Origin of the sequence: Georgenia deserti, from assembly GCF_042680605.1 — a bacterium.
Classification (GTDB): Bacteria; Actinomycetota; Actinomycetes; order Actinomycetales; family Actinomycetaceae; genus Allobogoriella; species Allobogoriella deserti.
The window spans coordinates 20,848-37,501 of the sequence record NZ_JBHUEE010000012.1 but is presented as its reverse complement, the minus strand read 5'-3'; the positions used below and the strand labels follow the sequence as shown (position 1 = coordinate 37,501).

The window sequence follows — 16,654 nt, the reverse complement described above, 5'->3', positions numbered from 1 at the left end:
GCCGTCGATGGTGCCCGCGCGCCGGCGGGTCCACTGTGAGCCGGCCGGCCACGCCCGGATGCTGAGACCAATGGCGCCCTCGCTCCCGGGCATCAGGACGCCTCACCCGAGTGGCGCTCGGGTGAGGCGCTCGTCCCCCCCGGGCCGAACTCGGCGACAGCGGGCGCTCAGCGCCGTCGGGCGGTGTCGGGTTCGACGGCGTCTGCACCGGGGCCAGCCGTCTCACCGGGCTCCTGCGAGCCGGGCACGGCGTCCCGGTCCACCATCGCCGTCGTGGCCGGTGTGGCATCGCCGGGGGCGGTGTCCAGCCCGGTGTCGAGCACACCGTCGGTGGTCCGGTCCGTCTCGCCGGCTGCCGACGCCTCCGAGGCACGGGACGGGGGCGTGTCCCAGGTGCTGCGCAGCATGGTGGCGCGCATGAACGCCACCGCGAGGACGCCGAGGACGGCGGCCACGGCCGCGACCAGGAAGACCACTCCGATGCCGTCGCCGTAGGCGTTGCGGATCACCTGGACCACGGCGTCGGGCAGGCGGGTCAGGTCGAGCGACTCGCTGGAGGCGTCGAACGCCCCGGGGGCCGCCCCCTGTGCGCGGAGCCCGTCGACCGTGAGGTCGGTGACCCGGTGGGTGTAGACCGCGGCGAGGATCTGGATGCCCATGGCGCCGCCGAGGTTCCGGAAGAAGGTCACGGTGGAGGTGGCGGCACCGACGTTGGACAGCGCGTTGCTGTTCTGGACGGCGAGGACGAGGTTCTGCATCGAGGCACCGAGGCCGAACCCCGCGATGAGGAGGAACGCGCCGATCACCCACAGCGCGGTGTCGGCCCGCACCGTGGAGAGCAGGCCGATGCCGACGGCGAGCAGGATCATGCCGCCGGTGACGTACGGCTTCCACCGGCCGGTCCGAGTCACCAGGCGGCCGGAGACCGTCGAGGAGATCAGCAGGCCCAGCATCAGCGGCAGGGTGAGCCAGCCGGAGATCGTCGGCGAATAACTGCGTCCGATCTGGAAGTACTGGCCGAGGTAGATGTTGGCGCCGAACATCGTGGTGCCGATGGCCAGCGACGCGACGATCGCCAGCACCGTGGAGCGTTCGGTGAGGATGTACAGCGGCACCACCGGCTCGCGGACCTTGCGCTCGACGAGGACGAAGGCGACCCCGAGCACCGCGGCGCCGCCGAGCATCGCGGCCGTCTGCCAGGACACCCAGGCGAAGGAGTGGTCGGCGAACGAGATCCAGATCAGCAACGTCGTGGTGGCGGCGGAGATGAGGAAGGCGCCGGCCCAGTCGATCCGCGTCTCCGCCCGGCGCACGGTCGGCACGTGCAGGTTGCGCACCAGGACCACGAGGGCAGCGATCATGAACGGCACGGAGATCCAGAAGCACCAGCGCCAGCCGAGCCAGGGGATGTCGACGATGACGCCGCCGATCAGAGGCCCGGACACCGTGGAGGCGGCGATCACGGCACCGAGGTAGCCGTTGTACCTGCCCCGCTGACGCGGCGGGATGATGGTGGCGATCGTGGTCTGGACAAGCACCATGATCGACCCCATGCCGATGCCTTGCAGCACGCGCACGGCGATGAGCATCTCCGCGGAGACGCTGAATCCGGCGACCAGCGACCCGACGCCGAAGATCGAGATGGCCACGAGCAGCAGCGTCTTCTTGTCGAACAGGTCCGCCAGCTTGCCGAAGATCGGTGTCGCCGCGGTGGAGGCGAGGATGGAGGCGGTGACGATCCAGGTGTACTGCTGCTGACTTCCGCCGATCTCACCGACGATCACCGGCAGGGCGTTGCCGACGATCGTCGCGGACAACGAACCGACGAACATCGCGAGCAGCAGCCCGGTCAGCACCTTGAGGATCTGTCGGTGCTCGTGGTGGGCGGCCTCCGCCTGCTCCGGCGTCATCCCGGCGTAGGCGCGTCTGTCGGTCAGCTCCTTGCGAGGGCGGGTCACACAACCTCCATCTGGCCGGCGCGCGGGCCGGTGAGTTCGTCGTAGACAGGGCCGGACGCCTCGACGAATTCGCGGAGGTCGTCGGCCAGGCGGGTGATGCGCTCGTCGGGCCATCCGGCCAGCGCGGTGGCCAGCGCGGCGCGGTGCTCGGCGTGAACCTCGCCGAGCTTCGCGTGGCCGGCCTGGGAGAGGGAGACGAGCGAGGCGCGGGCGTCTTCCGGGTCCGGACGGCGCTCGACCAGGCCGGCCTTCTCCATGGCGGCGACCTGCCGGCTGGAGACCGAGGGGTCGACGAGCTGCACCTCGGCCAGATCGGCGACGCGGCACTCGCCGAGCCGCTTGAGCGTGAAGAGGATCTGGGACTGCGTCGGCTGCAGGCCGACGCGGTCCGCGACGCGGATGGCCGAGGTCCGGGTGCGCCGGAGGAACGCGCCGATCTCATCGACCAGTCGTTCGGTCAGTTCAGGGCGGGTGGACACGGCGACCACCCTACTCCTACATGCACCATGCATCTATATGTCGAGCGTGTGTGCCCACCCACATCCGAGCTCTCCTCCTTCCGGTGGATGACGCGGCGGAATCTCCTTCCCCGAGCGGATCCGTCACCTGCGCCAGAACCGTACGGTGAAGCCTGATCCACACGATGGGAAGAGATGGACCTCGAGCCCCGACAACCGCCCACCACTGCCCCGCGGCCCCCGGCGCACCACGTGGACCCGCGGGCCAAGCGGTACTGGCTGGTCTCCGGCGCTGCCCAGCTCGCAGCGGTCGTGCTGGCCGCGGGCCTTCCGGCGGTGTGGTGGGACGCGGGCCGGCCATGGTTGCTCGCCGTCGGCGGAGCCCTCGCGCTCGTCACGCTGCCGCGGGCCGCGGTGGCACCGTGGCTGCGCCTGCGCGTGCACCGGTGGGAGGCCACGGACACCGCGGTGTACTCACGGACCGGCTGGCTCACACGCGAATGGCGCATCGCGCCGTTGAACCGAGTCCAGACGGTCGAGGTCCGCCGCAACGCCCTCCATCGGGCGTTCGGGCTGGCCGCCGTCTCCGTCACCACCGGTTCGGCCCAGGGCGCCGTGGTCATCCAGGGACTCGACGCCACCGTGGCGGAGCAGCTCACCGAGACCCTGACCGACGCCGTCGCCCGCACCCAGGGTGACGCGACATGACTGACGCCGACCCCACCGAGCCGCTCGACCGCCCGCGCCGGGCCGGCAAGAACGCCGAGCCCGAGCCCGACCACGAGGTCGACGAGGACCCGGACCTGCCCTGGTACCGGCTCGATCCCCGCACCATGCTCGCAGCGCTCGTGTACGCCGTCGTGCGCCTCACGCCCGCGGCACTTGCGTGGCTCCTGGTCGATCAGACGAGTGGGGTCGGCCGGTACCTCGTCCTCGTCCTGATCCTGCTCGGCGTCATGCGGCCGGCGTCCAAGGCGTTGTCCTACGTGGCGGTGCGCTACCGGCTCACCGACTCCGAACTCCAGGTCCGCCGCGGCCTGCTCGTGCGCAAGAGCGAACGCATCGCCCTGCACCGCATCCGGACCGTGGACATCACCGCGCCGCTGACGAACCGCCTGTTCCGTCTCGCCGTCGTCCGGGTGGGCACCGGCGGCAACGCCCTCGTCGGCAGCGGCACCGTGGTGCTGGACGGGCTGCCGCGCGGGCGCGCCCGCCGGCTACGCGACCACCTGGTCCGCGCGGCCGGCCCGGACGTCGTCGCCACCGGTGGTGACGAGGCCGGAGCACCCGTGCCCGACGACGGCGGCCGGTCGCCGAGCGATCCACCCACCGCCGAGGTCCAGCGGGTGCAGTGGCCGTGGATCATCTACTCGATGGTCGGGGCGTGGCTGATCACCGGACCGCTGTCGGTGGTCGGCTCCGTCTACGGCTTCGTGTCGATGTTCGGGCAGGAAGACTGGGTCGGTGACACGCTTGGTGACCTCATCGACCGCGTCCCCTGGCCTGCCTGGGCGGCGACCACATTGGTGCTCGCCGTCCTGCTCGGGATCGGCGCCGGGGCGCTCGCGTTCATCGAGGCCTGGTGGGGCTTTCGCCTGGTCCGGGAGCCGGGCGCCACGTTCGTGGCCACGCGCGGGTTGCTGACCACCCGGTCCTTCACCGCGGACCAGGCCCGGCTGCGCGGCCTGACGCTCTCCGAGCCGTTCCTCACGCGGCTGCTCGGTGGTGCGCGCATGACACCGGTGATGACGGGCATCAGCCTGCAGCAGCAGATGAACGAGTCCGCCACGGTGCTGCCGGCGACGACCCGCGAGGTCGCGGTCCGCGTCGGCAACACCATGCTCGGCCGGCGCGTGCTCGACGAGCGGGCGAGGCCGGCGGGCGGACGGCTCGTCTCCCACCCGCCCGCGGCCCGCCGCCGCGCGATCATCCGGTATGCGGGCGGTTACGGACTCGTCGGTGCCGCGTCGGCGGCCGCCGTCCTCTGGCGCGAGTGGCCCGGCTGGCTGCTGGCTGGCTCCGTCGCCCTCCTGTGCCTGGGCATCGTGGCCGGTCTGGGCTACTACCGCACGCTCGGCCACCTGCTCGGCGGGGAGGTGCTGTACCTGCGGCGCGGGTTCTTCTCCCGCCGCACCGATGCGATCGAGGTACGTGGCATCAACGGCGCCCACGTCCGGCAGGGCCCGATCCAACGCCTGCTCGGACTCGCGACGCTCGTGGTCACGACGGCAGCGGGTGAGCAGGGCTACCGCGGCGTCGACCTGGCGCTGCACGACGCCACCGTGATCGCGGCCGAGGTGACGCGCGAACCGGTGGCCGTCCCGGCCTGACTCACCCGGCCTGACTCACCCGGCCGCGAGGTCGCGGCGGCCGAACAGCAGGATCGACCCGGCGGCCAGGATGACCGCGGCCACCGCGAGCCCGGCCACCGCGAGGAGGTCCGCGTCGTCCTGCGGAAGCGTGCCGACGAGATGCAGCGGAGAGAGCTCGCGCGCCCAGTCCGGGATGCGCAGCGTCTCGGCCAGGAAGCCGACGACGGCGATCCATCCGACGAGCAGCCACCCGAGACCGGACCAGCGCGAGCCGACGGCGCGCAGCACGGCCACCACGGCGACGACGAAGAGCACGGGGACGGCGTAGCCGAGACCGACCTCGGCGGCCGTCCCGAGCGCGTCGCGGTCATCGGTGACCGCCCAGGTGACCAGACCGAGGGTGAGGCACCCCAGGGTCAGCGAGGCGAGCGACGCGAGCGCGACGACGGCGGACCACCCGCCCCACAGCCGGTGCCGGGGGACGCGGGTGGCCAGCACCGCACCGAGCCGGCCCTGCGTCTCCTCCACGCCCAGCCGTCCGAACCCCTGCACCGCGAGCGCCGTCGCCGCCAGGATCACCACGACCACGGCCAAGCTGGTGACCACGTCGCTCCCCCGTTCGACACCGAGCGCCTCGAGCATGGCCGGGTTGGCATCGACCAGGTCGGCCATCTCCTGCGTCAGCGCTCCGAAGACGCCGGCCCACACCACCGCGAGCACCGTCCAGGCAAGGACGACGCCACGGTTCAGGCGCCACGCGAGCCCGGCTGCCGTGCCCAGTCCGCGCCGACCCCGCGCCGGCCCGCGTCGCGGTGGGACGACTCCGGCACCGAGGTCGCGCCGCCGCGCGAGGAGAACCGCGGCCCCGCTCAGCACGACGGCACCGACCGCGAACGCCGCGAGCGGCCATGGACGGGGATCGGCGAACGGGCGCACCTCGGCAGTCCACCCGAGCGGGCTCGCCCAGACGGCGTCCCACCCCAGACCGTCGACCAGGGCGCGGACGAGGTAGCTCGCCGCGAGCGCGACCAGCCCGATCAGGTAGCCGGTACGCGCGGACTGGGCGAGCTGCCCGGCCACCAGTCCCACGGCGCCGTAGAACAGCATGAGCAGGGCATTGCCGGCCGCGTACCACGCCGCCCCGGCGAGCGGCAGCCCGGCACTGACGCCACCGGCAGCCATGGCCGCGCCGGTCAGCAGGCACACGAGAGTCAGCACCGCAGTCCCGGCGACCAGCGGCGCCAGTCGCCCGACCCGGCCGGCGGTGAGCAGTTCGGTGCGTCCGGCCTCCTCCTCGCGCCGGGTATGCCGAAGCGCCAGGTGCAGCGCGAGCACCGGGAAGAGGATCTGCCCCATGAAGCCGACCTCGTAGGCGGAAATCCCGCCGACGGTGTGCAGGCCGTACCCGCGGCCGTTGAACGCCTCGCTGGCCGGGGAACTGCCGACCGTGGCCGCGTACTGGGCGCGGTCCGCAGGGTCTGGGTAGAGCGCCTCGATCGATCCGGCCACGAGGGTGACGAGTCCGGCGGCGAGGACGACGGCGCCGAGCAGGCCGGGCCAGCCCGTCCGCAGGGCGAGCCGGACCAGCCGGATGGTTCCGGTCAGCACGCCGGGCCGTCGGGCCGGTGTCGGGGCGGTCATCGGGCGTCGCCGCCCGTGGCCGCCGGGACGCCGCCCGGGAGAGGTGACTCCTGGTAGTGCTCGAGGAAGAGCTGCTCGAGGCTGGGCGGGCGCACGGCCAGGTCGGTGGGCCGCGCCGCGGAGACGGCCGCGACGGCCTCGGGCAGGGCGGCGTGCGTGGCGAGCAATGTGGTGCGCACGCCGTGCGGCCGGGATTCGTGATCGAGGTCGGTGACGCCGTCGATGTCCTTCAGGCCGCGCGGCCGGTCCGGCGTCGTGGCCTCGACGGTGGTGAGCGTGCCGGCGCGCAGTTCCTCGAGCGTGCCGGTCGAGACCGTGTGACCGCCGCGGATGATCGTCACGCGGTCGCACAACGCCTCGACCTCGGCGAGGATGTGGCTGGAGAGCAGGACGGTACGCCCCTCGCCGTTGAGCTCGGCCACCACCTGCTGGAAGACCGCCTCCATCAGTGGATCCAGGCCCGACGTGGGCTCGTCGAGCACGAACAGCTCCGCCTCGCAGGACAACGCCGCGACCAGCGCGACCTTCTGCCGGTTGCCCTTGGAGTAGGTGCGGGCCTTCTTCGTGGGGTCGAGCTCGAAGCGTTCGACGAGCTCGTCGCGTCGGCGCCGGTTCACCTGTCCGTGGAAGCCACCGATGAGGTCCACGCACTCACCGCCGGACAGTCCCGGCCACAGCGCGGTGTCGCCGGGCACGTACGCGAGCCGCTCATGGATGGCGACGGCGTCGCGCCACGGATCCGCGCCGAAGACCTCGGCGTGGCCGCCGTCGAGCCGGAGCTGGCCGAGCAGGGCGCGGATCGTCGTGGACTTACCCGCCCCGTTCGGCCCCAGGAAGCCGTGCACCTCGCCACCGCGGACGGACAGGTCGAGGCCATCGAGCGCCCGGGTGGCCCCGAAGTGCTTGACCAGCCCACGACCGGCGATCACTTCTTCTGACAGTGACTTTCTCATGAGAGTCACTGTACACGATAAAGTGACAGCCACTGTCAAGAAGGAGGATGTGTGGCTACACCGCGAGAGCCCCGGGTGCACGAGCCCGAACAGGAGGCGCAGGACGTCCCGGAGCCGCCGGCCCCCACATTGCGGGAACGGAAGAAGGCCGCCGCGATGCGGCACATCCAGCAGACGGCGCTCGAGCTCTTCACCGAGTACGGCTTCGACCAGGTGACGATCGAGCAGATCGCCGCCACGGCCGAGGTCTCGCCCAGCAGCGTGTACCGCTATTTCGGGACCAAGGAAGGCCTCGTCCTCTACGACGAGTTCGACGATCGCGTGCTCGTCGGCCTCTCCCACTACCTGCGGCAGGGCATGTCGCCGTGGGAGGCGACCGAGGCCGCGCTCGACCTCGTCGCGGAGGCGCACTTCGTGGTCGAGGCCGACGCGACGCGCGAGCGTGTCCGGCTGTTCTTCGACAACCCGTCGGTGCGCTCGGCCGCCTACCTGGTGGTGGACAACATCGTCGACGAGATGGCCCAGATGATGGCCGACACCGGCCGTTGGAGCTTCGGCCAGGGCCGGGTGCTGGCCAGCGCAATCATCTGGCCGTTCGTCGCGGCCATCAAGAACTGGCACGAGGACACCGAGCGGCCCTGGATCGATCATCTCGAGGACGCCATCGCCACGATGAAGGAGATGGCCGGGCGCTGAGCGCCTCGCCGGCCGGCACGCCCACCCGGAAGCTGAATCGCTGCCTCGAACCCGCCCAGCGAGCCCGCCCGCTCCGAGGCGCCCGCTCTGAGCCGCCCCGATCCACGCTGGCGCACCTAGAGTTGGGCCATGCGCCTGCAGCCGTTGGTGGAGCCGGGTCCGCCGCTCAGCCGCGAGCAGATCCAGCACTACTCACGCCACCTACTCCTCGGCCGACTCGGGCAGGACGGGCAGCGCCGGCTGCTGGCCGCGCGCGTCGCCGTCGTCGGTGCCGGAGGGCTCGGCGCGCCGGTCCTGCAGTACCTCGCAGCCGCCGGCGTCGGTCACATCACCGTCATCGACGACGACGTCGTCGAACCGTCGAACCTGCAGCGCCAGGTCATCCACACGATGACCGACGTGGGCCGCCCGAAGGTCGATTCCGCTGCCGACCACATCACCGCGCTCAATCCCGAGGTCGATGTCGCCACCGTTCACGGCCGCCTTGACGAGACGAACGCCCACGAGATCCTGGCCGGACACGACCTTGTCATCGACGGCACGGACAACTTCCCGACCCGATACCTCGTCTCGGACACCGCCGCCGCACTCGCCGTCCCGGTGGTCTGGGGGTCCATCCTCCGGTTCGACGCCCAGGTCGCCGTCTTCTGGTCTGCGCCGCGGCCCGTCGAGAACGAGGTTGCAGAATCCGTCGATTTTTCGACGGATTCTGCAACCTCGTTGGACGCGGGCCAGGGCGCGAGCGGGGTGACGCTGCGCGATCTCTTCCCGACCCCGCCCCCGGAAGGCACGACTCCTTCATGCGGGCAGGCGGGCGTGCTCGGCGCGATGTGCGGCCAGGTCGGGTCGATCATGGCGATCGAGGCGATCAAGCTCCTCACCGGCACCGGCGAGTCCCTGCTCGGCCGGGTGCTCGTGCTGGACGTGCTGACCCAGCGCTGGCAGGAGCTGCCCCTGCGGTCACGCCCCGGAACACCGGCCTCCACCCCTGCACAGCCCGCCGCCGCGGGTACCTCCCCGCCGACGGCCGAGCCGGACTCGATCGCGGTCACCGAGCTCGCCGAGCGCCTCGCCGCCCGCGAGCGCGGCGCCGACGACTTCGTGCTCCTCGACGTGCGCGACGAGCCAGAGCGCGCCATCGTCGCCATCCCGGGCGCCGTCGCCGTACCGCTCGCGGAGGTGCTCGCCGATCCGGGCGCCGCGATCCACCGCCTCGACCTGCACCGCCCCGCCGGCGCGCCCCGTGACCTGCTCGTCCACTGCCGCACCGGTCAGCGTTCCGCGCAGGCAGTCCGTGCCCTCTCGGATGCGGGAGTCCGCGCCGTCAACGTGCGCGGCGGCGTGCTCGCCTGGGTCGCCGACGTCGATCCCACCCTGCCGACCTATTGAGACCGCCCCACGTCTGAGCCTTGGTGGCCATCGACCAACCGCCTCCCGCCCGAGCCGCCGACCCGAGGAGTCCCATGATCACCGTCGAGGAGCACCGCGCCGCCGTCCTGGCCGGCGTCGAGCCTCTGCCGGTCCGCCACCTCCCGCTCACCGACGCGCTGGGATGCCTGCTCACGGAGGACGTCACGGCCGCCCTCCACGTGCCTCCGTTCGACAACTCCGCCATGGACGGCTACGCGGTCCGGGCCGATGACGTGGCCACCGCCGACGAGGACGCTGCGGTCGACCTCCGGGTCGTCGGTGACATCCCGGCCGGGGCCGCCGAGCTGCCCGACGTGCTGCCCGGGACGGCGGCCCGCATCATGACCGGCGCCCCGATGCCGCCCGGTGCCGACGCCGTCGTCCCGGTCGAGCGGACCGATCAGCAGGCGGGGCCGGGCGAGGGCACCGAACTCCCGGAGACGGTGCGAATCTTCGCCTCCTCGCCGGCAGGCCGGCACATCCGCCGCGCCGGCGAGGACGTCGCCCCGGGCGCGGTGGTGCTGCGTGCGGGCGGCCTGGTGGGGCCGCGCGATCTGGCGACCGCCGCCGCGACCGGGCACGGCACGCTACCGGTTCGCCCCCGGCCGCGGGTCGGGGTGCTGACCACAGGCGACGAGCTCGTCCCGCCCGGCGCGCCACTCGGCCCGGGCCAGATCCCGGAGTCGAACAATGTGCTGCTGCTCGGGCTCGTCGACGTGCTCGGCGGACGAGCCGTCCCTCTCGGGTTCGTCGGTGACGACCCGGCCGAGCTCCGCGGCCTGCTGGAGGACAACCTCGGCGCGGTCGACGCGCTGATCACCACCGGCGGCGTCAGTGCCGGTGCGTACGACGTCGTCAAGCAGGTTCTCGCCCCGCTCGGCGACGTCTCGTTCACGTCCGTGGCGATACAGCCCGGCAAGCCGCAGGGCTTCGGCGTCCTCCGGCGCGACGACGGCGCGGGCGTGCCGATCTTCTGCCTGCCGGGCAACCCGGTGAGCGTGTTCGTCTCGTTCCAGGTGTTCGTCGAGCCGGCGCTGCGGGTCATGGCCGGTCTCGCCGACCCGGACGTGCCCCAGTCCGTGGAGCCGGTGCTGATCGAGGCACGGGCGGCAGCGGGGTGGCGGTGCCCGCCCGGGCGACGCCAGTACATCCCGGTGGTCTTCGACGAGGACGACGAGACGACTCGGGTCCGGCCTGCCAGCCCGCGAGGTTCGGGTTCACATCTCGTGGCGTCCTTGGCCGCGGCCGAGGGGCTGGCTGTCGTGGCCGCCGGTACGGAGGCGGTCGCGGAGGGGGACGCGGTGCCCGTCATGATGGTGCCGTGAACCACAATCGTGCCGTGGACAACGATGCCGTGAGATTCACCCATGTCGACGACGCCGGTCACGCCCGCATGGTTGACGTCACCGCGAAGCAGCCGACCGTGCGGGAGGCGGTCGCGCGCGGCGAGGTGCGCTGCAGCGAGGCGGTCATGGCGGCGCTGCGCGAGGGCTCGGTCCCCAAGGGCGACGTGCTCGCGATTGCGCGGGTGGCCGGCATCGCGGCCGCCAAACGCACGCCTGAGCTGCTGCCGCTGGCGCACACGATCGGCGTCCACGGCGCGGTGGTGGACCTCGAGCTCGCCGCGGACCGGGTGGTCATCACGGCCACCGTCCGCACCGCGGATCGCACCGGCGTCGAGATGGAGGCGATGACGGCGGTCTCGGTGGCCGCGCTCGCGGTGGTGGACATGGTCAAGGGGGTGGACCGTTCGGCCGAGATCACCGCCGTGCGGGTGATCGCCAAGTCCGGCGGGCGTTCCGGCGACTGGCGCCGGCCCGACGAATGACCACGAATGAACACGGATCGGCACGTGAGCACGGATGAGCCCCGCGCGGGCACGATCGACGCCGTCGTGCTGGCCGGCGGACGTGCCGAGCGGCTCGGCGGCGTCTCCAAACCGGACGTGCTCGTCGCGGGACGACGTCTGCTCGACCACGCCATGACCGCGGCCGCCCGGGCACGCCGCGTCGTCGTGGTGGCCCCGGAGAACGTGGCCGTGCCCGACCGCGTGCTGCGTACCGTCGAGGACCCGCCCTTCGGCGGCCCAGTGGCCGGGCTGGCCGCCGGCATCGCGGAACTGGACCGCGCGCCGGAGGCTCCGGCCGGCTCGGTGCTCGTCCTGGCGTGCGACGCCCCGCACGTCGCGAGCGCCGTCCCCCGGCTGCTCGCCGCCGGCGTCCAGGCCGACGGCGACGACTCCGACGGTGCGGTCCTGGTGGACCGGGAGGGGCGGGCGCAGTGGCTGACGGCGGTCTATCGCCTGCCTCGGCTGCGCGAGCGACTCACCGCCCGGCAGGACGACGCCGGCCGGCCGGGAGGGTCGATGCGGTCCCTGGTCGCGGGCCTGCGGCTGATCGAGGTGCCCGCGCGGGGCCGGGAGGCCGACGACGTCGACACACCCGAGGACGTCGCGCGAGCCCGGTGACAGCCCGCGGAGCTGTCAGTGGTCGCCGCCGCCGAGCTGGTCGAGCACGTGCGGCAGCAACGGCGCGACGACAGCGACGGCGTCCCGCACACCACCGGGCGATCCGGGTGCGTTGACCACGAGCGCCTCCCCCTCCCGGCCCGCGGCGACGCCGGCCAGCCCACGAGAGAGCAAGGCGGTCGGGACGGCGACGGCGCCCCGGGAACGGATCGCCTCGGCAAGCCCCGGCAGCTCGCGCTCGAGAACCTGCGCGGTTCCCTCCGGGGTCAGATCCCGTGGCGAGATCCCCGTACCGCCGGTGGTCAGCACGAGACGAGCGCCGCCGTCGAGCGCGGCACGGAGCGCGTCCCGGACGCTCGCCACCCCGTCCGGGACCACCGTCACGGAGGCGGTGACCCCGGCCTCGGCGAGCAGGTCGGCCGCCAGCGGGCCCGAGAGGTCCTCGGCCTCCCCACGGGCACACCGGTCCGAGACCGTGATGACGACGGCGCGCACGTCCACCCCGTCACGCTAGCGCGACCGCCCCGCACCGGCGTGTACGGCGCCTCGATCCCCCACGTCCGACGTCAGCGCGCCATGATGTGACTGACGTCACCTGAGCGAAGGAGGCACCGTGGAGGAGTTCACCTTCGAATCCGGCCCGGCCCGCGTCGTCTTCGGGCGCGGCACGGTCCGCACGGCCCCCGGCGAGGAACTGGCCCGCCTGGGCGCCGGCCGGGTCATCGTCGTCGCGGACGCCGGTCACCGCCCGCTCGCCGAACTGGCGATGGGGCCGTTCACGGAGGCCGTGGTGGCCTGGTTCGACGAGGTCGAACCACATGTCCCGGCCCCGGCCGCGGCCCGGGCGGTGGACTACGCGAGGTTCCACCGCGCAGACGGGGTCCTCGCGGTCGGTGGCGGGTCGGCGATCGGCACCGCGAAGATCGTCGCCCGCGACCTGCGCCTGCCGATCGTGGCCGTGCCGACGACCTACTCCGGCAGCGAGGCGACCCCGCTGTGGGTGCTCACCCACGAGGGTCGCAAGGAGACTGGCATCGACCACGCGGTCCGGCCGCGCGCCGTCGTCCTCGACCCGGACGTCACCGACCGGATGCCCCGCGAGCTGGCCATCACCTCCGGCCTCGTGGCGATCGCCCATGTCGTGGAGGCCTACTGGTCACCGGGCGCGAACCCGATCAGTGCGGCGCTCGCCGACGAGGCGATGCGTGCGCTGGCCGCCGGGATGCGCGGCATCGGACCACGCGGGCTGGCCGTGGCCCAGCAGCCCGAGCAGGTCTTCACCGACCCGGTTGGCGCCTGGGCCGGCACCCCGACGACGGCGGGCGAGGACCTGCTCTACGGCGCGCACCTGGCCGGCATGACGTTCGCGGCCACGTCCACCGGCCTGCACCACACCATCTGCCACGTCCTGGGCGGTGTGTTCCAGCTGCCAAGCGCGGCATTGCACGCCGTCGTCCTGCCACACGTGCTGGCGCTCAACGCCCCGGCGGTGCCGCGGACGGCGGACCGGATCGCCCGGGCGCTGCAGGCCGACGAAGCGGTCAGCGGGCTGCGTGGCCTGGCGGCCTCGGTGGCGGCGCCGCGCACACTCGCGCAGATCGGCCTGCCGCTGCGACGACTGGATGAGGCCGTGGACCGGGTGACAGCCGAGCTACCGGTGGCGAATCCGCGTCCGGTGGGCAAGCCGGAAGTCCGCTCCGTGCTCACGGCGGCCTACGGCGAGGACGCGGCCTAGCGACCCGTGCAGCCCCAGCTCGCCGAGAGCGGAAACCCCAGTCATGTGCGGACGTTTGAACGTCCGCACATGACTCAATCGTCCGCTCTCAGCAGATGGCGCCTAACCGCGACCGCGCCCCGAAACGGGTGCACCATCCGCAAGTGCGGCGCTACGGTGTCAACCATGCCGCAGTTCCGGATCAGTGAGGCCGCCGACCTGCTCGGTGTCAGCGACGACACCGTGCGCCGGTGGCTCGACTCCGGCGCGCTCACCGCCGAGGTCGACGGCGCTGGCCGGAAGGTCGTCGACGGGGCCGCGCTGGCCCGGCATGCCCAGGAACTGGCGTCGCGGAGCCGGCCCACACCGGACTCGACCGTCGGGCGGTCAGCCCGGAACCGGTTCACCGGGCTGGTCACCGAGGTCACGGCCGACGGCGTCATGGCGCAGGTCGAACTGCAGTGCGGTCCGTTCCGGGTGGTCTCCCTCATGAGCCGGGAGGCCGCGGAGGAGCTCGGCCTCGAGCCCGGTTCGCTGGCCACCGCCGTCGTCAAGGCGACGACCGTCGTCGTCGAGACACCACCGGGAGGAAGCGCATGAGCCGCATCGGTTTCGGGATCACCGGCGACCTCGACCCGCAAGTCGTCCGGGAACTCGCACCCGCCGTCGAACGCGCCGGGCTCGACACGCTCTGGGTGAACCAACCCGGACGCGCCGGGGACGCGCTCGGCGTCGTCGCCATCGCCGCCGAGGCCACCCGGACGCTGCGCCTGGCCACCGGCGTGCTCCCGATGGAGCTGTTCCCCGCCGACGGCGTGGTCGACCGGGTCCGTGAGCTCACCCTGCCCACGAACCGGCTCGTCCTCGGCATCGGCGCCAGCCGGCGGCCCAGCCCGCTGACCACGGCCCGCGAGGCGGTCCGGAGGATGCACGACGGACTGGACGTCCCCGTCGTCGTCGGCGCGCTCGGGCCGCGGATGCGGCGTCTCGGCGCGGTCGAGGCGGACGGCGTGCTGCTCAACTGGCTCACGCCGGAGCTCGCGCGTGACGCGGCCGAGGACCGGGATCGGGACCGGCGAGCGGCCCAGGAGCAGACCGGCGGCACCGGTGATGCCGACGACGCCGGTGCGAGCGCCCGTGCCGGCGAGACGGCGCTGTACGTGCGGTGCGCGATCGGCGCGGCCGCGCACGAGGTCACCCGCCGTGAGGCCGAGAAGTACGCGTCGATCCCCACCTATGCCGCCAACTTCGCCCGGCACGGGTACGACCCGCTCACCACCGCGGTGCTGGCCGAGGACGGTGCGTCGTTGCGGGAGGGGCTCGCCGGCTTCGACGGCACCGTCGAGGAGGTCGTCGTGCGTGCGGTCACAGCCACCGGCAGCCTGGCGGAGCATCTCGAGCTGGTCGAGGCCTTGGCCGGTGACTAGCGCGGTCCGGCCCGAGGCCGGCCGGGAGACGGCCGCTCGTCCAGCGGCGCCGCCGGCGCTGGTGCAGGCGCTGGCACTCGTGACCGTCATCGCTGCGTGCTCGGCCGAGCCGGCCGAACCGGACCGGCAGGAGCTGACGGTCTTCGTCGCCGCCTCGCTGGCCGACGTGGCCGAGCAGGTCTCCGAGCAGACCGGGCTCGACGTGACGATCTCTGCGGCGGGGTCTTCCGACCTCGTCTCCCAGGTCGTCTCCGGCGCTCCCGCCGACGTCCTGGTCACGGCGGACGAGGCGACGATGGCGCGCGCCGAGGAGGAGGGCGTGGTCGAGGAGCCGCGGCCGGTCGCCGTCAACCACCCGGCGCTCGTGGTCCCGGCCGGTAACCCCGCAGGCATCACCGGATTGGACGACTCGCTGCACGACGCCCGCCTGGTGATCTGCGCCCCGCAGGTGCCGTGCGGCGCAGCCGCCCACGAGCTCGCGAACCTGGCCGGCGTCGACCTGCAGCCGGTGAGCGAGGAACCCGACGTCACCGACGTGCTCGGCTCCGTCACCTCCGGGCAGGCGGACGCCGGCGTCGTCTACGACTCCGACGTGCTGCGCGGCGGCGCCGACCTCGAGCGGGTCGAGGTGCCCGAGGCGTCCGAGGTCACCAACATCTACCCGGCCGCACTGGTCGCCGGCACGGACCACGACGAGGCCGCCGAGGCCTGGCTCGACGCCCTCACCGGCCCGTCCGGACGCGAGGCGCTGACCGACGCCGGGTTCGGTGTGCCGTGAGCAGCCGCACCGCCGGGGAGGCGCCCGACCGGCTCGCCGGGCTGCCGCGGACGGCACTGCTGCTCGCCGTCCTCGGGAGCCTGTTCGTCACTCTCCCCCTGGCGGGGCTGCTGCTCGAGGTCCCGTGGCCGCGACTGCCGGGACTGCTGACCTCGTCGAGTTCGCTCGCGGCGCTGTGGCTGAGCCTGCGCACCTCGCTCGCGGCGACCGCCCTGTGCGTGCTGCTCGGTGTGCCGCTCGCCCTGACGCTGGCGCGCGCCCGGCTGCCCGGGGTCCGGATCCTTCGCACGCTGGTGCTGCTGCCACTCGTGCTCCCCCCGGTGGTCTCGGGCTTCGCGCTGCTCTCCACCCTGGGGCGGACCGGGCTGCTGGGCGGACGGCTGGAGGCAGCCGGCCTCTCGCTCGCGTTCTCGACGACGGCAGTCATCCTCGCCCAGGCGTTCGTGGCCATGCCGTTCCTCGTGCTCTCCCTCGAGGGAGCCGCACGGACCGCCGGCAACCGGTACGAGACCGTCGCGGCGACGCTCGGTGCCCGCCCGCACACGGTGCTGATCCGGGTCACGCTGCCGTTGCTGCTACCGGCGCTCGGCACCGGCACGGCACTGGCGTTCGCCCGCTGCCTCGGCGAGTTCGGTGCCACGTTGACCTTCGCCGGCTCTCTGCAGGGCGTGACGCGGACATTGCCGCTCGAGATCTACCTGCAGCGCGAGACCGATCCGGCCGCGGCCCTGGCACTGTCGGTGCTGCTGCTCGCCGTCGCCGCGGTCATCGTGCTGCTCACCTACCGGCGGCGATCATGACGACGGCGGACGGCCCCACAGCCGACGAAGCGCCCCCGGG

At 73.1% G+C, this 16,654-nt stretch carries 17 protein-coding genes; 12 read left to right on the top strand and 5 right to left on the bottom strand.

Annotated elements, in window-relative coordinates; genetic code table 11:
• Positions 1-167: 167 nt before the first annotated feature.
• A complete protein-coding gene (locus ACFSE6_RS17815) occupies positions 168-1,958 on the bottom strand; it encodes an MDR family MFS transporter (RefSeq protein WP_388010539.1) in 1,791 nt (596 codons plus the stop codon).
• Positions 1,955-2,437, bottom strand: a complete 483-nt coding sequence (locus ACFSE6_RS17810; protein WP_388010536.1) for a MarR family winged helix-turn-helix transcriptional regulator — start codon at positions 2,435-2,437, stop codon at positions 1,955-1,957. Before ACFSE6_RS17810 ends, ACFSE6_RS17815 begins: the two co-directional genes overlap by 4 nt.
• A gap of 174 nt (positions 2,438-2,611) precedes the next feature.
• Between ACFSE6_RS17810 and ACFSE6_RS17805 the strand changes: the two genes are divergently transcribed.
• The gene (locus ACFSE6_RS17805) at positions 2,612-3,124 is read left to right on the top strand and encodes a PH domain-containing protein (protein ID WP_388010533.1); all 513 of its coding nucleotides are present in this window, start codon (positions 2,612-2,614) and stop codon (positions 3,122-3,124) included.
• Positions 3,121-4,746 (top strand): PH domain-containing protein, encoded by a 1,626-nt coding sequence (locus ACFSE6_RS17800; RefSeq protein WP_388010530.1) that lies wholly within the window; start codon positions 3,121-3,123, stop codon positions 4,744-4,746. The genes ACFSE6_RS17805 and ACFSE6_RS17800 overlap by 4 nt, the downstream gene beginning before the upstream one ends.
• Positions 4,747-4,761: 15 nt before the next feature.
• On the opposite strand, the gene ACFSE6_RS17795 is transcribed toward ACFSE6_RS17800, so the two are convergent.
• Together ACFSE6_RS17795 and ACFSE6_RS17790 are read right to left on the bottom strand one after the other, a co-directional pair.
• A complete protein-coding gene (locus ACFSE6_RS17795; RefSeq protein WP_388010527.1) occupies positions 4,762-6,369 on the bottom strand; it encodes an ABC transporter permease in 1,608 nt (535 codons plus the stop codon).
• Entirely contained in the window at positions 6,366-7,322 is a 957-nt protein-coding gene (locus ACFSE6_RS17790) for an ABC transporter ATP-binding protein (protein WP_388010524.1), read from the bottom strand. Before ACFSE6_RS17790 ends, ACFSE6_RS17795 begins: the two co-directional genes overlap by 4 nt.
• A 51-nt stretch (positions 7,323-7,373) precedes the next feature.
• On the opposite strand from ACFSE6_RS17790, the gene ACFSE6_RS17785 reads away from it, so the two are divergent.
• From ACFSE6_RS17785 to mobA, 5 genes are all read left to right on the top strand, one after another.
• The gene (locus ACFSE6_RS17785) at positions 7,374-8,018 is read left to right on the top strand and encodes a TetR/AcrR family transcriptional regulator (RefSeq protein WP_388010521.1); all 645 of its coding nucleotides are present in this window, start codon (positions 7,374-7,376) and stop codon (positions 8,016-8,018) included.
• A 129-nt stretch (positions 8,019-8,147) separates the two neighbouring features.
• Positions 8,148-9,407 (top strand): ThiF family adenylyltransferase, encoded by a 1,260-nt coding sequence (locus ACFSE6_RS17780; protein ID WP_388010518.1) that lies wholly within the window; start codon positions 8,148-8,150, stop codon positions 9,405-9,407.
• 74 nt (positions 9,408-9,481) lie between these two features.
• Entirely contained in the window at positions 9,482-10,753 is a 1,272-nt protein-coding gene (locus ACFSE6_RS17775) for a molybdopterin molybdotransferase MoeA (RefSeq protein WP_388010515.1), read from the top strand.
• Between the two features lie 29 nt (positions 10,754-10,782).
• Positions 10,783-11,256 (top strand): cyclic pyranopterin monophosphate synthase MoaC, encoded by a 474-nt coding sequence (gene moaC / locus ACFSE6_RS17770; protein ID WP_388010632.1) that lies wholly within the window; start codon positions 10,783-10,785, stop codon positions 11,254-11,256.
• 24 nt (positions 11,257-11,280) lie between these two features.
• On the top strand, positions 11,281-11,895 hold the full coding sequence (gene mobA / locus ACFSE6_RS17765; protein WP_388010512.1) for a molybdenum cofactor guanylyltransferase: 615 nt from the start codon (positions 11,281-11,283) through the stop codon (positions 11,893-11,895).
• 15 nt (positions 11,896-11,910) lie between these two features.
• On the opposite strand, the gene ACFSE6_RS17760 is transcribed toward mobA, so the two are convergent.
• Positions 11,911-12,396 (bottom strand): MogA/MoaB family molybdenum cofactor biosynthesis protein, encoded by a 486-nt coding sequence (locus ACFSE6_RS17760; protein ID WP_388010509.1) that lies wholly within the window; start codon positions 12,394-12,396, stop codon positions 11,911-11,913.
• Positions 12,397-12,508: 112 nt separating this feature from the next.
• Here ACFSE6_RS17760 and ACFSE6_RS17755 point away from each other — a divergent pair, with 112 nt between their 5' ends.
• The 5 genes from ACFSE6_RS17755 to ACFSE6_RS17735 all read left to right on the top strand — a co-directional run bounded on the left by ACFSE6_RS17755 (position 12,509) and on the right by ACFSE6_RS17735 (position 16,614).
• Positions 12,509-13,630, top strand: coding sequence for an iron-containing alcohol dehydrogenase (locus ACFSE6_RS17755; protein WP_388010506.1), 1,122 nt, complete (start codon positions 12,509-12,511; stop codon positions 13,628-13,630).
• 165 nt (positions 13,631-13,795) lie between these two features.
• On the top strand, positions 13,796-14,209 hold the full coding sequence (locus tag ACFSE6_RS17750; protein ID WP_388010503.1) for a TOBE domain-containing protein: 414 nt from the start codon (positions 13,796-13,798) through the stop codon (positions 14,207-14,209).
• Positions 14,206-15,036: an LLM class flavin-dependent oxidoreductase gene (locus ACFSE6_RS17745; protein ID WP_388010500.1), complete on the top strand. Its 831-nt coding sequence runs from the start codon at positions 14,206-14,208 to the stop codon at positions 15,034-15,036. Before ACFSE6_RS17750 ends, ACFSE6_RS17745 begins: the two co-directional genes overlap by 4 nt.
• Positions 15,029-15,814: a molybdate ABC transporter substrate-binding protein gene (modA, locus tag ACFSE6_RS17740; protein WP_388010497.1), complete on the top strand. Its 786-nt coding sequence runs from the start codon at positions 15,029-15,031 to the stop codon at positions 15,812-15,814. The genes ACFSE6_RS17745 and modA overlap by 8 nt, the downstream gene beginning before the upstream one ends.
• Positions 15,811-16,614 (top strand): ABC transporter permease, encoded by an 804-nt coding sequence (locus ACFSE6_RS17735; protein ID WP_388010494.1) that lies wholly within the window; start codon positions 15,811-15,813, stop codon positions 16,612-16,614. The genes modA and ACFSE6_RS17735 overlap by 4 nt, the downstream gene beginning before the upstream one ends.
• The last annotated feature ends 40 nt before the right edge of the window (positions 16,615-16,654 follow it).